Source organism: Aeromonas sp. s8 (genome assembly GCF_040907785.1).
In the GTDB taxonomy this organism is placed as follows: Bacteria; Pseudomonadota; Gammaproteobacteria; order Enterobacterales; family Aeromonadaceae; genus Aeromonas; species Aeromonas veronii.
This window is the reverse complement of the sequence record NZ_JBFOCL010000041.1, coordinates 11933-28201: the sequence shown is the minus strand read 5'-3', so window position 1 is coordinate 28201 and position 16269 is coordinate 11933. Positions and strand designations below refer to the sequence as shown.

Below are 16269 nucleotides of genomic sequence, written 5' to 3'. Positions count from 1 at the left end.
GTCACTTCACCAGACATTGAAAATCAAAAATTGTTTTTGATGCTCGATGCTGTGAGTGCCCACACAGATTGCTTGATTCAAATTGTTAAAGAGCGTCACGCTTGTCGCGCTGAGGAGGCGCATATTACGCTTCTCACCTCGAAAGTCAAGCGATTGTTTTCGCTTTTCTTTCGGCGCCCACTTCGCTAGGAAGCTGGCTCATCAGTTCGGCGTGTTCCGCCGTGCTGGTAGGGGCGCATTATAGGGAGCCGCGCCGGGATGACAAGGGCTTTTTTCAGCAAAAAAGTTCGTTCGCTCAGATATCAAACAACCACCTCTTTTTTTGCTCGAAATGGCATCAATCCTGACTATTGCCGGATTTAAATTGAACATTTGAAAAGCTAATTTATAATTGCCATCTCAAATGTTTAATTGGAATACCCTCATGCATCAAATCCTCGATAGCCATAAGGAAGAGCAAATCGTCCCGCTGTTCCGCTTGGGGTTCCGACCCTTCTTCTTGTTCGGGGCTCTGTTTGCGGCCGTCGCCATGTTGTTTTGGCTGGGGCAGCTCAACGGTTGGCTAACCTTGCCAGGAATTGCCAACCCGATCTGGTGGCATGGTCATGAGATGCTGTTTGGCTTCGGGGCTGCCATAGTCGCGGGTTTTCTGCTCACCGCGGTGCAGAACTGGACGGCCCATCCCGGTGTTCGGAGCTGGCCATTGGCAATGGTAGTGGGGTTGTGGATGTTGCCAAGGGCGTTGTTACCCTGGCTGGGTGAGGAGAATACGCTCCTGATGGTGGCAGACCTGCTCTGGTTGCCGCTTTGCGCCTGGTTCCTTGCCAAGCCGATCTTGATAACCCGACAATGGCACAACCTGTTCTTCGTGCCCCTGTTGCTGATACTGACCTTGCTCAATGGCGCCAGCTGGTTATGGCATGCAGAGTGGAACACCGTTGAGCATCTGCTGATCACGACTGTGCTGTTGTTTACCACCCTGATCGCCGTGATGGGTGGAAGGGTGATTCCGTTCTTCACCGCCCGGGCAACCGGTCAGGAGAAAGCTGCACCTCAGCTCTGGCTGGAGCGGGCGGCGCTCGCGACAGTGTGGCTTATCTTGCTCTGCTGGCTGTTACTCCCCACCCAATGGGTCACCAGCATATATATAGTGCCTCTCTATATAGTGGCGGCGAGTTTGCATCTGTGGCGGCAACTACGTTGGCATCTGCCATCGATCCTTGCGCATCCCCTGCTGTGGTCACTCCATCTCGCCTATCTGTTTATCCCTCTTGGCCTGCTCTCCCTTGCGGCACATAGCGCGGGTCTGCCCATCACGTTGTCGATGGCCAGTCACCTGCTCAGCGCAGGCTGCATGGGGACCATAATTCTGGGTATGATTGCACGAGTCTCTCTCGGCCATAGCGGTCGAGCCTTGCAAGTGGGACGCAGGATCACTGGCGCATTTGCCCTGGTTATCGCTGCCGCCACAATGCGGGTGGCGATTCCGCTGTTCTGGCCCACTTATACCCTGCATGGCTGGAACCTCAGCGCGCTTGCCTGGATCGCGGCCTATGGTCTGTTTGTCTGGGTCTATACCCCGATACTGATCCGCCCCAGAGCAGATGGTCGACCGGGTTGATGACTGCGGAACATGTTCAGGGTGTTGCCACCGGATAGTGGATCAAGTTGTGGAAGATCGCCGGGGCTATGCCCAGATTGCGATAACCATGGGGGCGATCGGCAGCAAAACGCACCGCCTCCCCTTGCACCAGTGAGCGCCACTCCCCTTCCACCAGCACCTCCATCATACCGCTGATGACGATGACATGCTCGGTCACTCCCGGCTCATGGGGCTCGGACTCACGCTGGTAACCCGGCAACAGGGTCAGCTCAAGCAACTCGAAACCAAACCGGTTTTCATAAGGGAAGAGCGGTGCCACTTGCATGCCCTCTCCCGCAGGCTGCTGGCGAATAGCATCGGCGGTGCGATAGAGCACCTCTTCCTGCGTGGCGGGTGTGGGCTCAATGAAACTGGAAAATGAGACTCGAAAACCGGTGGCTATCTTCCATAGCGTCGCCACCGTCGGGCTGGACTCTCCCCGCTCAATCTGCCCCAGCATCGCCTTGCTGACTCCCGTTTCGCGCGCGGCGGCATCCAGGCTCCAGCCGCGCTCGCTGCGCAGCCCCTTCAGTCGAGCAGCCAGATGCTGACTCACCTCTTGCATAACTGCCTCTTTATTACTCTTGCACGATGCGCCTTGTGCGCTATAGCGCACGACGATATAGTCAAAGCTGTATTGTACGTAATAACGCACAGCGCGTCACAACGCCAAGAGGAAGAGTCATGCCCTTCGCCCTCCCCCATCTGGTCGCAGGCTTTATCGCCGTGATGGTCGGCTACACCAGCTCCGTCATCCTGATCATCCAAGCCGCCACGGCAGCGGGTGCTGATACTGCCCAAGTCGCCTCCTGGCTCTGGACGCTGGGGATCGGTATGGGGGTGAGCTGTATCGGCCTCTCTCTCTATTACCGCATGCCCGTACTGACCGCCTGGTCTACCCCCGGCGCGGCACTGCTGATCGCCACGCTGGGCAACTTCACTCTGGCGGAAGCGAGCGGCGCCTTTGTGATCTCCTCCCTGCTGATCACTCTGTGTGGCATCAGCGGCTGGTTCGACCGCTTGATGAAACATATCCCGGCTCCGCTGGCCGCCGCCATGCTGGCTGGCGTGCTGCTCAAATTCGGGCTGGATCTGTTCAAGGTCGCCCCGCAAGATCCCTTGCTGCTTGGCACCCTGCTGCTGGCCTTCCTGCTGGGTCGTCATCTCTGGCCCCGCTATACCATGGTGCTGGTACTGGGAGTAGGGATGCTGATCTGCAGCGTGCGGGGGGATTTGCAGCTGACAACTCTACACTGGCAACTCGCCAGCCCGGTCTGGACATGGCCAGCCTTCTCCCTTGATGCTCTGTTTGGTATCGCGCTGCCGCTGTTCATTGTCACCATGACATCGCAAAACATGCCGGGGATTGCCATCTTGCGGGCCCACGGCTATCAGCCTTCCACCTCCTCGCTGATCAGCTGGACCGGCCTGACTGGCCTGCTGCTCGCCCCTTTTGGCGGCTATGCCTTCAATCTGGCCGCCATCACTGCCGCCATCTGCATGGGCAAAGAGGTCGACCCGGATACAAAGCGCCGCTGGCCTGCTGCGGTTTGGGCGGGTTGCTTTTATCTCGTGACCGGCTGTTTCGGTGCGACCGTCGCGGCCCTGTTTAGCGCCTTTCCGGCAGCCCTTGTCACCTGCGTCGCTGGTTTGGCCCTGTTAGGCACCATCGGCAACAGCCTGCACTCCGCCTTGCAAGAGGATGAAGCGCGAGAAGCTGCGCTGCTCACCTTTATCATTACCGCGTCCGGGATCAGCCTGCTCGGCATCGCGGCAGCCTGCTGGGGTCTGCTGATTGGTCTGGCTATCTATCAGTTCCAATCATATCGACAAAGGAATCAATTGAACCTCAAACCGTGAACCTCTGCACACTATCCACATAAAATGATTCACAAGTGAAACTAATTTCCTTCTAGTGGCGTCAGGGCACCAATCTTCCCGGACATGGTGCCCTGTCAGGTTCCATGCAACGGAGTATAAAAATGAAAAATCAGGCTGTCTTGTTACTACTGGCCATACTGGGTGCTACGAGCGTCCAGGCTGCCGATACGGATCGAGAGCTGGCTCGCCAGCTCGCACTTCAGCAGAAAAACCTGCTGCCCCTGCTGAGCAATCAGCAATATCAGAGCCCGCTTCCCAACCTGCTGCAGAAGGCCAGTCCACGGCTTAAACGGCAGGCGAGCGATGCCAACCAGGCAGCCATCAGCCGACAAGGACTGGATGGCGAGGTCAAGCAACTGATGCAGTTGCGGCTGGCCAACACCGATCAGGCCGCCGCACTGCAACAGGGCGTCGAACCGCTAGTCGCCTATGTTCCGAGCGGAGATGAGAAGAGCTGGAGCGCCATTGAAGCGTTCGACAGCGCTGGTAATCCCGTCTATCTGGATGTGGACAAGGCACCGGCCCGGCCGGTTCTGGTAGTCGAAGCCGATCCCGTCAAAGCCAAGAACGCAGGCTTGAAAGTGATGCGCAAGGCGCTGGCCGATGCGGATCTGCAAAGCGCTCCACGAGTGGCGGCCAGCACGGCGCCACTCAAGACCAGTATCCTGAAAAAGATCAGATTGAAGGATGATCAGGAGCCCTGGCTGCTCGGCGCAGCCGAAGTGTATGCGGTGGTCGCAGGGGTCAATCCCAGCCGGGATGAGCCTGTGGTCGATATTGTCGACATGCCCTACCTCGACTATGACAACACAGACTACACCCCCAACCAGATCCTGGTTTACTGGGATCGCTATCGCTGGGGTGCCGTCGATGTGGTGATGATGGAGCAGGATGACAACGTCAACTACAAGGAGCTGAGCGCCCTGCTGATTGAAGCTCTCAAACTCGGCTTTACTGCGGGTGGCGTGCCGGAAGCCCTGCCCTTCCTCGATCTCGGCGGTCGCATCGTCAAGGCGCTGCCCGACTCCTGGATGACCAACAACGACGACTATCTGGATACCTTCTACACACTGGAGCAGGATCAGGTCTATCGCCAGTATCCGGGGGCTGCCGGTAATGCGGTTATCGATCTTGAGCCAAAAGAGATCGCCCCGACCAGACCTTGATAATCAGCCATAACGAAAAAGCCAATGAGCAACTCATTGGCTTTTTGCTTTTATCGCGGTGACCACCGGTCAACCCTTGGGACGAACCCCCAGAGTATGGCAGATGGCATAAGTCAGCTCGGAGCGGTTCAGGGTATAGAAGTGGAAATCCTTCACCCCTTCCTGACTCAGCACGCGCACCTGATCGATGGCGATGCTCGCCCCCACCAGATTGCGGGTCATCTGATCGTTATCCAACCCCTCGAAACGCTGATGCATCCAGCGCGGGATCTTCACGTTGGTAAAACCGGCAAACTTGGCCAGGGTCTGATAGTTGGAGACCGGCAGGATCCCCGGCACGATTTCGGCATCAATACCAATGGCGGCGCAGCGATCCCGAAAGCGCAAATACGTTTCCACATCGAAGAAAAACTGGGTGATGGCGCGGTTGGCACCGGCATCAATCTTGCGCTTGAGGTTGAGCAGGTCGGATTGCGCACTCTTGGCCTCCGGGTGACCTTCCGGATAGGCGGCAACCGAGATATCGAAGTCCGCCTCTGACTTGAGCAGGGCAACCAGATCGGTGGCATACATATCCGGCTTCTCCAACCCCTGCGGCAAGTCACCGCGCAGAGCCACGATATGACGAATACCGCTATTCCAGTAGTCGCGGGCGATGGTGCGTAGCTCGTCGCGACTGGCATCGATACAGGTCAGGTGCGGCGCCGCAATCAGGCCTGTCCGTTCCTTGATGTCCTTGATCACCTTGTGGGTGCGATCACGGGTGCCAGAGTTGGCGCCATAGGTGACGGAGACGAACTTGGGTTCCAGCACTTTCAGCCGTTCGATGGACTGCCAGAGGGTATTTTCCATCCCTTCACTATTGGGCGGAAAAAACTCGAAACTGACCGATATATCGCCATTCAAATCTGCCAAGCTCTGGTTGAGCGCCTCAACCTGACGTGCACTGTGAAATCCCATCTGCTCTTCTCCCTGTCCTGCAATCCATCTGTCTACGTCAAAACGGATGTTTGGACGTCTAAACGTCTTTATATTTATGAGCAAAACGACACAAAGTCAACAGGGATTTACCTCACTTCCGATCTGACGAACTTCATATTTACAAAATTAACGGTACGTAACCGAAAAGTGCCCATCCCAAAATTGCCCCAGTCGAGTTATGATGGGGGCAGATCGTCCTGGACGTTCTGAATCTGCGTGTGATTGTTTGGCCGGAGGTTTCTCCGGCCCCTTTTCATCTATTCCCCACTCCTGCCGATAACAGAATGAGTCTTTGCAGGAGCACCATCATGGATACCCATCCCGGCTTTGCCACCGACTTGCTGTTCGATCGCTATCAGGGCGATGTTGTTCAGCACGATCAGTTCTGGGCGGTTCGCACGCCGGATGCTCCCGACTACTACTTCGGCAACTACCTGCTACTCCCCTCCCCGCCTAGCGACCATGACAAAGGCTGGCTGGAAGCCACATTTGATCGGCTGATCGGCCAGGATCCTCGAGTGCGCCACCGCACCTTCCAATGGCCACTGGCCGCCGGACAAAACAGCCGGATCGCCGGTTTTGTCGCAACGGGTTACCAATATATGGAGTGCGTGGTACTGGCGCTGGATGAGCAGAGCTGCCCACCCCCTCACGACGACATGAGCAAGGTTGAGGCTCGCACCTTCACTACTGCTGATTGGCCTGAGTGGCTCGACTTCGAACTCCATGAGCGGGATGAGGGGCACTCGGAACAGAGTTATCTCCCCTATCTGCAATCCCGCCAGGCGCTCTATCAGGCCATGATTGCCGATGGTCTCGGGGACTGGTGGGGGATCTGGCGAGAGGGTCAACTGGTCGCCAGCTGCGGCCTCTTCTTTTGCGGCACACTTGGGCGCTTCCAGTTGGTACGCACGCACCATGCTTGGCGCAACCAGGGGTTATGCCGCCAGCTGCTGAGTCAAGTGGCTCGCGCAGGATTGTCCCGCGCCAAACAACTCATCATAGTGGCTGACGAGCACTACCATGCCCAGCGCATTTACCGCTCTCTGGGGTTTGCCCCGGTAGCCCGCATCGGCAGCCTCTGCCGCTGGCCCCACGAAGCACAATAAAGCGATACATGCTGGCCGCGAGCCATAAAAAAAACGGGAGGCTGATGCCTCCCGCTCTTATTGGTGCAGATGACCTATTGCTGTGGCTGCTGTGGCGCCTCCAGCTCGTTGGATAGCGCCTGCTCCACCTCATCCGACGGCGCCGGTAATGGGGCAGCGGCCGCTGATGCGGGTTCTGCGGGAGTCACAGCAGGTGACACCACGGCCGATGTTTCACTGGTCGCGGGAGCTGCGGACACCTCAGTCGTCGGCGCTGAAACAGGAGCAGGGGCAGGGGCAACCGCATCACACTGACAATCCGCGCTCTTGGCCTTGTTGCCCTGATGAGAGGCATACCAGCCCTTCAAGCCACTTTCCAGTCGATCCGCGGCAGCTTTGGGCTCCATCTTGCCAAGCAGCACAGCCTGACTCACCTCGGCCAGTTCATCCCCCAACTTGGGCGTACCACGGGAGAGGATCTGGGTCGCCACCCGAATGGTCGAGTCACACTGATCGCGCCACTCCATCATCTCTTTGGCCGCCGGATTGGTGACATCGAAGAAGTGGTTGGAGAGGGAGAAGAATCCCGGCAGCGAGTTGGTATAGAGCTCGGCAAATTGCGGCGTCGTCAGCCACTGCAGGAAAGCCATCGCCCCCTCTTTATTCTTGCTGGCCGGATTCATCCCCATACCGATATCGGTGTGGTCGGTAAAGAAACAGCCATCACCCTGTTTGGCCACCGGCGGACGCATGACGCCAAAATCGACCTTGCCGGTGAAGGGGGCAATCTCCCAGGAGCCCGCCACGTAGAAGGCGGCCTTGCCCGAAGTGAAGAGCTCGTTGCTGGTCGCATAATCGCGGCTCTCGCCACCTTCACCTAGGTAGGAACGCCAACGAGCCAGCTCGTCGAACACCTTCACATATTGCGGGTTGTCCAACCGCTCCTGCCCACCAATCAGAGCCAGGCGACCATCTTCCCCTTTCCAGTAATTGGGGCCAATGTTCTGGAACCCCAGTTCGGAGGCAACCCAGCTCTCGGAACCGCTCATGGCCAGCGGCACATAACGCCCGTCGGCCTTGATCTTGTCCAGCACGGCGAAGAACTGGTCGCGGGTTTGCGGCAAGGTGAGCCCCAACTCACTGAAGATCTTCTTGTTATAGAAGAAGCCATGGATCACCGAGGCCATCGGCACGCAGAAAGTCTGGGCACCGGAATCGGTCTGCCACGGTGACTGGGCAAAACTCGGGAAGTTCTCCATCCCCGCCATTTCGGTCAGCTCGGCCAGATGGCCAGCCTTGAACAGGGCGAGCGAGTCATCAAATGGACGACAGGTAATGAGATCCCCCGCCTTACCGCCTTTCAGGCTCTCCCACAGAGTGGGCATGTAGTTGACGTTTTGCACCGGATGAAAACTCACCTTGATGCCGGGATGCGCCGCTTCAAACGCCGGGATAATCTTCTGCTCCCACAACGCCTTGTCATCGGTTCGCCAGCTTTCAATCACCAGCTCGCTGGCCATCAGCTGGCCACACAACAGGAGACTCAGGGCTCCAATCCACTTTTTAGACATAAGCCCTCCTAGACCTTGAAATGTGCGATCAATTGCTGCTGTTTGGCGACCAGGTCGGCCAGCACTTCGCTGCTGCTGGCGGATTCGCGCGCCTCCCGCTCGGTCTCGTATGCCACATCGGCAATACCGGCGATATGACGAGCGACCCCCTGACTGACGGAGATCTGCTCCTGAGCGGCATGGGCCACCTGATCCGCCATCGACTTGATGGCACCCATCCGCTCGGCAATGGATTGCAGCGCCACGTCCATCTCGCGGGTCTGCTCGACACAGCTCTGGGTCTGCTCCTGGCTACGCCCCATCACTTCAACCACATGCTTGCTGGAGCTCTGCAGGTTCTCAATCATCCCCTGGATCTCTTCGGTCGAAGTCTGGGTGCGATTGGCCAGTGCCCGTACCTCATCGGCCACCACCGCAAAACCGCGACCGGCATCACCAGCACGGGCCGCTTCGATGGCGGCGTTCAATGCCAGCAGGTTGGTCTGCTCGGCAATACTGCGGATCACATCGAGAATGCTGCCGATGTTGTTACTGAATTCCCCAAGTTTGTAGGTGATCCCGACCGCCTCTTCCATGGCGCCAGCGAGCTGCTCGGTGATCCGGCGAGTGGTGGCCACTTTCTGGCGACCATTGCGCGCCTCTTCATCGGCCAGATCCACTTCGCGCTTGGTGCCATCGGTAGAGCGGGCCACCTCGGTGGCGCTCACTTCCAGCTCGGTAATGGCGGCGGCCACCTGATCGGTCTGGCTCTTCTGCTCCTGTACCCGGGACATGGCCCGCTCGCTGATCTCGGCGGCGCGGCTCGCCTCATTCACCAGATGACGGGAGCCCGCATTGATTTGAGAGAGCAGCTCGCCGGTCTTGCCCGCCAGCGTATCGATGGAGCGAGAGAGGCTGCCAAATTCGCAACTGCTGCGGTAGTTGATGCGGCGGGTCATATCACCGGCCGCCATGTAATCGAGCTCCTTGTTGATCATCTGTAACGGGCGCTGAATGCTGCGCGCCGTGGTATAGCCGATCACCAGTGCGGCAGCGGCCGACATAGCGGCAACCACCAGGATCCAGAAGCTGGCGCTACTGACCGCTGCATCGGCATTGATCCGGCTATCGCTGGCGATGGCTCCGGCAGACTTGCCCATCTCATCGAGCAAATTTAGGCTGTTGACCAGACTGGCATCCAGCTGCTGATTTTGCGTGGCCAGCGACAGCGCCAGTTGCTGAGCCTGACGCATGGTTGCCAGCAAGCCCTGAGCGCCAAGTGCCAACTCCTGCATCCGATCCAGATTGGAGACAAAGCGCGCTTTCACATCATCGGGCACCAGCACCCGCTCCAACCGCTTGCGGGCCATCTCGATATCCTTGCTGAGAACCTTTTCCAGCTCGTTCAGGTCGGTTTTGGCATCGGCACGGCGGATATTCTTCAGATCGCGGGCGATACCCGAGGTAATAAGTTCCGCCTTGTTGCGCATGGAGCGTTTGCTGGCGGTCTGTTGCAGCAGCAGATCCGCCGCCCACTGGTAGGTATCCTCAAGGCGGATAAATTCCATCTCCAGCTTGTGGCGCTGATCTAATGCACTAACCCACTGCCGATGCTGGGCCAACACCTGAACCGCCAAGCCATAAAATTGAGTGGTAGCACTCTCGACCTGCTGGAAGCGGGCACGAGCATCCGCTACGTCGGTAAATTTACCCATCTCCTGACTCAGCTGGGCGAAGCGGTTCTGCTGCTCCTTGAACTGATTGGCCAGCTGCGGCAACTGGGCGGCATCTTCACTGGTGCGGTAGACCAGCACCCAGCGGTTGCTATCCTGCAGCGCCCCCTTGAGACCTGCGACAGCCACCACCAGCGGGGTTGCCCGGTCAGATACGGCAGAGAGGCCGTCATTTATACCCTTGATTTTAAAGGTACTGATCACACCAAGCAGGATCAGCAACAGCAGCATCAACACGAATCCGGCGATGATCCGCTGCACGATAGATAAGCCCATGGAGACATCCTCACTCATTGGGGGAAGGTAAAGTGAACATAGTCACTATCGGCAGGGGTGGCGAATAACTGAAATAAAGCGGCAGGTATTTAATTGATTTGTATCGGGTTGGATCACAGTCCAGACAAAATCAGCCGTACGAAAAAAGCCCGGCACAAGCCGGGCTGAAAGAGACGTACTTTGCTATCTTCCGCGGTCCGTTCAGAACCGCAGTCAGAATCATTAGAAGCGGTAGCCAACACCCACCATAAAGGCCATCGGGTCGATATGCGTTTTGAAGGTGCCAACACCATCAACTTTAACATCTGTATCGATATCCATGATCCAGGCTGAACCGTTTACAAACCAGCGATCTGTAACCGCCATATCGATACCGACCTGACCTGCCAGACCCCAAGAGTCGTCAAGGCTGATATTGGCACCATCAAGTGCTCCCACCCCCTTCTCATCAAAGAAGGTGGTGTAGTTCACACCCACACCAACATACGGGCGAGCCTTGCTCTGGGCATCGCCAAAATAGTACTGGGCCATCAATGTTGGAGGCAGATGTTTAACCTTGGCAATCTCACCAAGATCGCGAGTACTCACTCTATGGGAGAATGGGGTTGCAGCCAGCAACTCAACACCCCAGTTGTCGGTGATCATATAACCGAGGGTCAGGCCAAGCTGTTGATTACTGTTAATCTCAAATTCACCGGTACCCAATACGTTGTCACTGCTCTCCTGAGGAGAAACGATGGCCAAACCACCACGAACCAGAATATCACCAGCCTGATGGGCCATGGCGAAAGGAGAGGTCACTGCAGCGGCAATCATCAGAGGAAGTAATTTTTTCATCACGTAATCCCTTTTTTTGTTTTCATTTGATGCTGTAAGCCCGCTGACTATATGCCCTTGTAAATGCAAAGTTATTGACTTGGAGCAAAGGTTGCACAGAAATAAATCGATTGGTGTGACATCTTTGCGCGCCCTCCCAATCTCGTTGAGTCCCCAGACAACAAGCCGAAATACCTGTTTCGACAGGTTGTAACTACCCGCATCCAGCGCCAAAAGGCGCAAGCAAACCACATCTTATTGCACGGCAGTGCGGCTATTAATTGTTGTTTATATGGATAAATCAGCGTATTTTTTGCGCCACACAAGTTACTGGGAAGTAATGGTTTATTTATGAAAAATGAGTCGAAATGGCAAAAGGTGGGGGCCTTTCTCGCGGCCGTGTGGGGAATCGGATCCTTTCTCTTTATCCTGCTCGGTTTTATTGTCGCCCTGGCCTATCTGGTATTGGTACGGCAGGGTTAATCCGGGTTGACAGAGTGCAGCAGGGTGATATTCCCCCCTTCAGCAAGCTGCTCCGGAGTCTGGCCCATGCCCTCCGCAGAGAGGGTACCAGCGTAGCCACACCACCGATTTCGCCCGCCGACTTTGGCCTGATACAGCGCCATGTCCGCCAGTTTGAAGCTGTGGCTCCAGAATGAATCCGGGTACTCCGGGTGCAACGGATAGCGGCAGAACCCCAGCGACACCGTCAACCAGAGTGGCGCATCCTCTCTGCCAAAGCGGTGCTGAGCGACACGCTGGCGCAGATATTCGACCCGCAACGCCAACTCTTGCTCGTCATCCACTTGTAGCAGCAACAAGAACTCCTCCCCACCCAGCCGGATGATAGGCTCGCGCTCTCCTGTCACCACCTTGCGCAGCAGATCCGCCAACTGTTTCAGCACCAGATCCCCGATGTCATGGCCAAGGCGGTCATTGATCCGCTTGAAATGATCCAGATCCAGCAGCAATAACAGACAAGGTTTGGCCCGGTTGGCCTGCAACCAGCCATCGAGATAGCGACGATTGAAGCAACGGGTCAAGGGATCGGTGAATGCAGCCATCTCCATCTGGCTGGATTTTTCCAACAAATCATCATGTTGCTGACTAACCTTGCTGGCCATCTCCCTGAACTTGCCACTCAGGGTCGCCATCTCGGCGCTGCTGTCGATATAGGGGATCAAGGTGGCATCTGGCCGATCGCCAAAGCGTTGTAGCGCCGACACCAGCTGCTGCAACGGGGTAAGCACAATGCTGTTGAGCCGGTACATGGCGATCATGACGCAGATAAAACTGATAAACAGCATGCCGATAAAGGTCCAGAGCGCCCCCTCCATGACGCCACTCAAGATCTTTCTCTCCTCCTCAATCACCAGAGTCAGCACCGGCTGGTTATCGCTGTTGAGCAGTCGCACCTCTCCCCTGAGCCGGGTGAGCCCAAGGTCAATCAGGCGATACGTTATTTGCGGTTTTAGTGGTTTGAAGGTAGCGGTGACATCCAGATTGGCGTGGGAGATCGCCAGAGGTAGCGCGGTACGCTCCGATACCTGCTCGAGATAGGCCTTGTCGAGCCAACGTACAACCAGCAAGAAACCGTTGAACGGTGCCGACTCGTCACTGTTTCTGATCGGCTGCCACGAGTACATCAGCGGCCCCCACTGGGAAGCACGGATCCCGTGCAGATTGATGCCCCCTTGCGCCACCGAGCGCGCCCTTAACTGCTTTTTCAGTTCATCAAGGAAGTAGGGAAACTGATCCGGATTAACCCCCGGCGCATCGGGTAGCAGGGTGCGCGTCCAGATTTCGTAGCCGGTGAGATCCATGAAGCTCATCAGGTTGAGACTAAAATCCCGCATCGGCATATCACTGAATAGGTTGGATTCGATGTACGCCCTACTTTTGTTGTCCATAAAACGATGGCTGTCATCCCAGATGCCCCAATCCCGACTGAATGCATCCAGAGCTGCCACATCCGCCTGCACCGCCTTGGTCACGCGCAGCAGATGCTCCTTCATTCGCTGCTCTTCAATCCGGCTGGCAGCCGGGATCTGGGCCCACGCCAGCAGGACCAGCAATAGCAGGATCGCCCCCAGCCAGATGGGGAACATGGAGTAAGCCAACTGATGATCAATCGTGCGCGGAGCTTGAGCCATAACCCGATATATCCATTACCATGATGCTGAGATGCCAAGCCTGCCCACACTTGACGAGCTTCCCCCTATGCTCCCGATTTTTATAACAAAAAGGGGCCAAAGGCCCCTCGATTATAACGGCTTATAGCGCCAATAGCGGTCGTAAAAAACGAGCTGTATGAGACTCTTTATTGGTGCAAATCTCTTCCGGCGTCCCCGTCACCAGAATGCGGCCACCACCGGCGCCGCCCTCCGGTCCCAAATCGACGATCCAGTCGGCAGTTTTTACCACATCAAGGTTGTGCTCGATGATGACGATGGTGTTGCCGCGATCCCGCAACTGGTGCAGTACCTTGAGCAGTTGCTGGATGTCGTGGAAGTGCAGCCCTGTGGTCGGCTCATCCAGAATGTAGAGAGTCTGACCGGTGTCCCGCTTGGAGAGCTCACGCGCCAGCTTGACCCGCTGCGCCTCGCCGCCCGACAGCGTGGTGGCCGACTGGCCGAGACGGATATAGGAGAGGCCCACGTCCATCAGGGTCTGCAGCTTGCGCGCCACTGCCGGCACAGGATCGAAGAACTCGCGGGCATCTTCCACCGTCATCTCGAGGATCTCGTGGATGTTCTTGCCCTTGTACTTCACCTCCAGGGTCTCGCGGTTGTAGCGCTTGCCCTTGCAGACATCGCACGGCACGTAGACATCCGGCAGAAAGTGCATCTCCACCTTGATGACCCCATCTCCCTGACACGCCTCGCAGCGGCCCCCCTTCACGTTGAAGGAGAAGCGGCCAGGCTGATAGCCACGTGAACGCGCCTCCTGGGTACCGGAGAGCAACTCGCGGATCGGAGTGAACAAACCGGTATAGGTGGCCGGGTTGGAGCGTGGGGTACGGCCGATGGGGCTCTGGTCGATATCCACCACCTTGTCCAGATGCTCCAGCCCCTCGACGCTGCGATAGGGCGCCGGGGTGGACTCGGTGGCCTTGTTGAGCTCGCGGTGGGCGATGCGGAACAGGGTGTCGTTGATCAGGGTCGACTTGCCGGAGCCGGAGACGCCGGTAACGCAGGTCATCACCCCGATGGGCAGATCCAGGTTGACGTTGCGCAGGTTGTTGCCGCTCGCCCCCTTGAGTTTCAGCCACTTGCCGGTGAGCGGGGTGCGCTCGGCCGGAATGGCGATCTGTTTGCGACCGGAGAGGTAGTCACCGGTGAGCGACTCCGGATTGTCGATGATCTGCTGGGGGGTGCCCTGCGCAACAATTTCGCCGCCATGCACACCCGCCCCCGGGCCGATATCGAGCACGTGGTCGGCGAGTCGAATGGCATCCTCGTCGTGCTCCACCACGATCACCGTGTTGCCGAGATCGCGTAGATGGGTGAGGGTCTTGAGCAACCGCTCGTTGTCACGCTGATGCAGACCGATGGAAGGCTCATCGAGTACATACATGACGCCCACCAGCCCGGCACCGATCTGGCTGGCCAGTCGAATGCGCTGCGCTTCGCCGCCGGAGAGGGTCTCGGCACTGCGGGACAGGCTCAGGTAGTTGAGACCCACATTCACCAGGAAGCCAAGCCGCTCGACGATCTCTTTCAAGATCTTCTCGGCGATCTGGGCGCGCTGTCCGGTGAGGTTCAGCCCTTCGAAGAAGGCGAGCGCATCGCCGATAGACTGCTCGGCGATGGCCGGCAGGTTACGGTTGTCGACGAAAACGTGGCGCGCCTCCTCCCGCAGTCGACTGCCGCCGCAGCTGGTACAGGATTTGTTCGCGATATATTTGGAGAGCTCTTCACGCACCGAGTTGGATTCGGTCTCCCGGTAGCGCCGCTCCATGTTGTGCAGGATCCCCTCGAACGGGTGCTTGCGCACTACCACGTCGCCGCGGTCGTTCATATAGCGGAACTCGATCTCGGTGCGACCGGAGCCGCGCAGGATCACCTCCTGGGTCTTGACCGGCAGATCCTCCCACGGCGTCTCCAGATCGAACTTGTAGTGCTCGGAGAGGGATTTCAGCATCTGGAAGTAGTAGAAGCTGCGCTTGTCCCAGCCACGGATGGCGCCGTTGGCCAGGCTGATGGCCGGATCGCCGATCACCTTGGCCGGATCGAAATATTGCTGCACCCCGAGACCGTCACAAGTCGGGCAGGCTCCGGCCGGGTTGTTGAAAGAGAAGATGCGCGGCTCCAGCTCCGACATGGAGTAGCCGCACTCCGGACAGGCAAAGTTGGCGGAGAAGGTCATGGGGGCAACTCCCTCATCCCCATCCATCGGCACCACCAGCACAATGCCGCCGGAGAGGGTCAGCGCCGTTTCGAACGACTCGGCCAAACGCAAGGCAAGGTCCTCGCGCACCTTGAAGCGATCCACCACCACCTCGATGGTGTGCTTCTTGTGCAGCTCCAACGTAGGAGGATCGGAGAGATCGCACACCTCGCCGTCGATACGGGCACGGATGTAGCCCTGGGCCGCCAGATTCTCCAGCAGCTTGGTGTGCTCCCCCTTGCGATCGCGCACCACCGGGGCCAGCAGCATCAGCTTGCTCCCCTCCGGTTGAGCCAGCACCTGATCCACCATCTGGCTGATGGTCTGGGCGGCGAGCGGAATGGCGTGGGTCGGACAGCGGGGCTCACCGACCCGGGCAAACAGCAGACGCAGGTAGTCGTAGATCTCGGTGATGGTACCGACGGTCGAGCGCGGGTTGTGGGAAGTGGACTTCTGTTCGATGGAGATGGCGGGCGAGAGCCCCTCGATATGGTCGACGTCCGGCTTCTCCATCAAGGAGAGGAATTGGCGGGCATAGGCGGAGAGGGACTCCACATAGCGGCGCTGCCCCTCGGCATAGAGGGTATCGAACGCCAGAGAGGATTTGCCCGAGCCGGAGAGGCCGGTGACCACGATCAGCTTGTCGCGGGGCAGGGTCAGATTGATGTTCTTGAGGTTGTGGGTGCGAGCACCCCGGACCACGATCTTTTCCATCTTGTTGCACGCTCGATACAGAAACCTGAGCGA

12 protein-coding genes are annotated in these 16269 nt (G+C 57.7%); 5 read left to right on the top strand and 7 right to left on the bottom strand.

Annotation, left to right across the window (positions count from 1 at the left end):
• Together AB5Y86_RS14340 and AB5Y86_RS14335 are read left to right on the top strand one after the other, a co-directional pair.
• Positions 1–189 (top strand): hypothetical protein (locus AB5Y86_RS14340; protein WP_368193140.1); only part of this gene is annotated, 189 nt, incomplete at its 5' end.
• Between the two features lie 235 nt (positions 190–424).
• Positions 425–1621, top strand: a complete 1197-nt coding sequence (locus AB5Y86_RS14335; RefSeq protein WP_368193138.1) for an NnrS family protein — start codon at positions 425–427, stop codon at positions 1619–1621.
• 16 nt (positions 1622–1637) lie between these two features.
• On the opposite strand, the gene AB5Y86_RS14330 is transcribed toward AB5Y86_RS14335, so the two are convergent.
• Positions 1638–2207, bottom strand: coding sequence for an XRE family transcriptional regulator (locus AB5Y86_RS14330; protein WP_309507913.1), 570 nt, complete (start codon positions 2205–2207; stop codon positions 1638–1640).
• Between the two features lie 119 nt (positions 2208–2326).
• On the opposite strand from AB5Y86_RS14330, the gene AB5Y86_RS14325 reads away from it, so the two are divergent.
• Together AB5Y86_RS14325 and AB5Y86_RS14320 are read left to right on the top strand one after the other, a co-directional pair.
• Positions 2327–3502 (top strand): benzoate/H(+) symporter BenE family transporter, encoded by a 1176-nt coding sequence (locus AB5Y86_RS14325; protein ID WP_368193136.1) that lies wholly within the window; start codon positions 2327–2329, stop codon positions 3500–3502.
• A gap of 122 nt (positions 3503–3624) precedes the next feature.
• Complete coding sequence (locus tag AB5Y86_RS14320; RefSeq protein ID WP_021231648.1) at positions 3625–4689, top strand: DUF3103 family protein; 1065 nt, start codon at positions 3625–3627, stop codon at positions 4687–4689.
• 69 nt (positions 4690–4758) lie between these two features.
• Here AB5Y86_RS14320 and metF read toward each other — a convergent pair whose 3' ends face one another.
• Complete coding sequence (gene metF, locus AB5Y86_RS14315) at positions 4759–5649, bottom strand: methylenetetrahydrofolate reductase (protein ID WP_005340191.1); 891 nt, start codon at positions 5647–5649, stop codon at positions 4759–4761.
• Positions 5650–5978: 329 nt separating this feature from the next.
• Between metF and AB5Y86_RS14310 the strand changes: the two genes are divergently transcribed.
• Complete coding sequence (locus AB5Y86_RS14310) at positions 5979–6779, top strand: GNAT family N-acetyltransferase (RefSeq protein ID WP_368193134.1); 801 nt, start codon at positions 5979–5981, stop codon at positions 6777–6779.
• Between the two features lie 74 nt (positions 6780–6853).
• On the opposite strand, the gene AB5Y86_RS14305 is transcribed toward AB5Y86_RS14310, so the two are convergent.
• From AB5Y86_RS14305 to uvrA, 5 genes are all read right to left on the bottom strand, one after another.
• Complete coding sequence (locus AB5Y86_RS14305) at positions 6854–8329, bottom strand: ABC transporter substrate-binding protein (protein ID WP_368193133.1); 1476 nt, start codon at positions 8327–8329, stop codon at positions 6854–6856.
• Positions 8330–8337: 8 nt separating this feature from the next.
• Complete coding sequence (locus tag AB5Y86_RS14300; protein ID WP_368193132.1) at positions 8338–10317, bottom strand: methyl-accepting chemotaxis protein; 1980 nt, start codon at positions 10315–10317, stop codon at positions 8338–8340.
• A 222-nt stretch (positions 10318–10539) separates the two neighbouring features.
• Complete coding sequence (locus AB5Y86_RS14295) at positions 10540–11154, bottom strand: OmpW family outer membrane protein (protein WP_368193131.1); 615 nt, start codon at positions 11152–11154, stop codon at positions 10540–10542.
• A gap of 458 nt (positions 11155–11612) precedes the next feature.
• A complete protein-coding gene (locus AB5Y86_RS14290; RefSeq protein WP_368193130.1) occupies positions 11613–13286 on the bottom strand; it encodes a diguanylate cyclase in 1674 nt (557 codons plus the stop codon).
• Positions 13287–13407: 121 nt separating this feature from the next.
• Complete coding sequence (gene uvrA, locus AB5Y86_RS14285) at positions 13408–16236, bottom strand: excinuclease ABC subunit UvrA (protein WP_368193129.1); 2829 nt, start codon at positions 16234–16236, stop codon at positions 13408–13410.
• Positions 16237–16269 lie beyond the last annotated feature (33 nt).

Coding starts and splice junctions, on each gene's coding strand:
- AB5Y86_RS14335 (WP_368193138.1), top strand. CDS start 425: ATGCATCAAATCCTCGATAGCCATAAGGAAGAGCAAATCGTCCCGCTG.
- AB5Y86_RS14330 (WP_309507913.1), bottom strand. CDS start 2,207: ATGCAAGAGGTGAGTCAGCATCTGGCTGCTCGACTGAAGGGGCTGCGC.
- AB5Y86_RS14325 (WP_368193136.1), top strand. CDS start 2,327: ATGCCCTTCGCCCTCCCCCATCTGGTCGCAGGCTTTATCGCCGTGATG.
- AB5Y86_RS14320 (WP_021231648.1), top strand. CDS start 3,625: ATGAAAAATCAGGCTGTCTTGTTACTACTGGCCATACTGGGTGCTACG.
- metF (WP_005340191.1), bottom strand. CDS start 5,649: ATGGGATTTCACAGTGCACGTCAGGTTGAGGCGCTCAACCAGAGCTTG.
- AB5Y86_RS14310 (WP_368193134.1), top strand. CDS start 5,979: ATGGATACCCATCCCGGCTTTGCCACCGACTTGCTGTTCGATCGCTAT.
- AB5Y86_RS14305 (WP_368193133.1), bottom strand. CDS start 8,329: ATGTCTAAAAAGTGGATTGGAGCCCTGAGTCTCCTGTTGTGTGGCCAG.
- AB5Y86_RS14300 (WP_368193132.1), bottom strand. CDS start 10,317: ATGGGCTTATCTATCGTGCAGCGGATCATCGCCGGATTCGTGTTGATG.
- AB5Y86_RS14295 (WP_368193131.1), bottom strand. CDS start 11,154: ATGAAAAAATTACTTCCTCTGATGATTGCCGCTGCAGTGACCTCTCCT.
- AB5Y86_RS14290 (WP_368193130.1), bottom strand. CDS start 13,286: ATGGCTCAAGCTCCGCGCACGATTGATCATCAGTTGGCTTACTCCATG.
- uvrA (WP_368193129.1), bottom strand. CDS start 16,236: ATGGAAAAGATCGTGGTCCGGGGTGCTCGCACCCACAACCTCAAGAAC.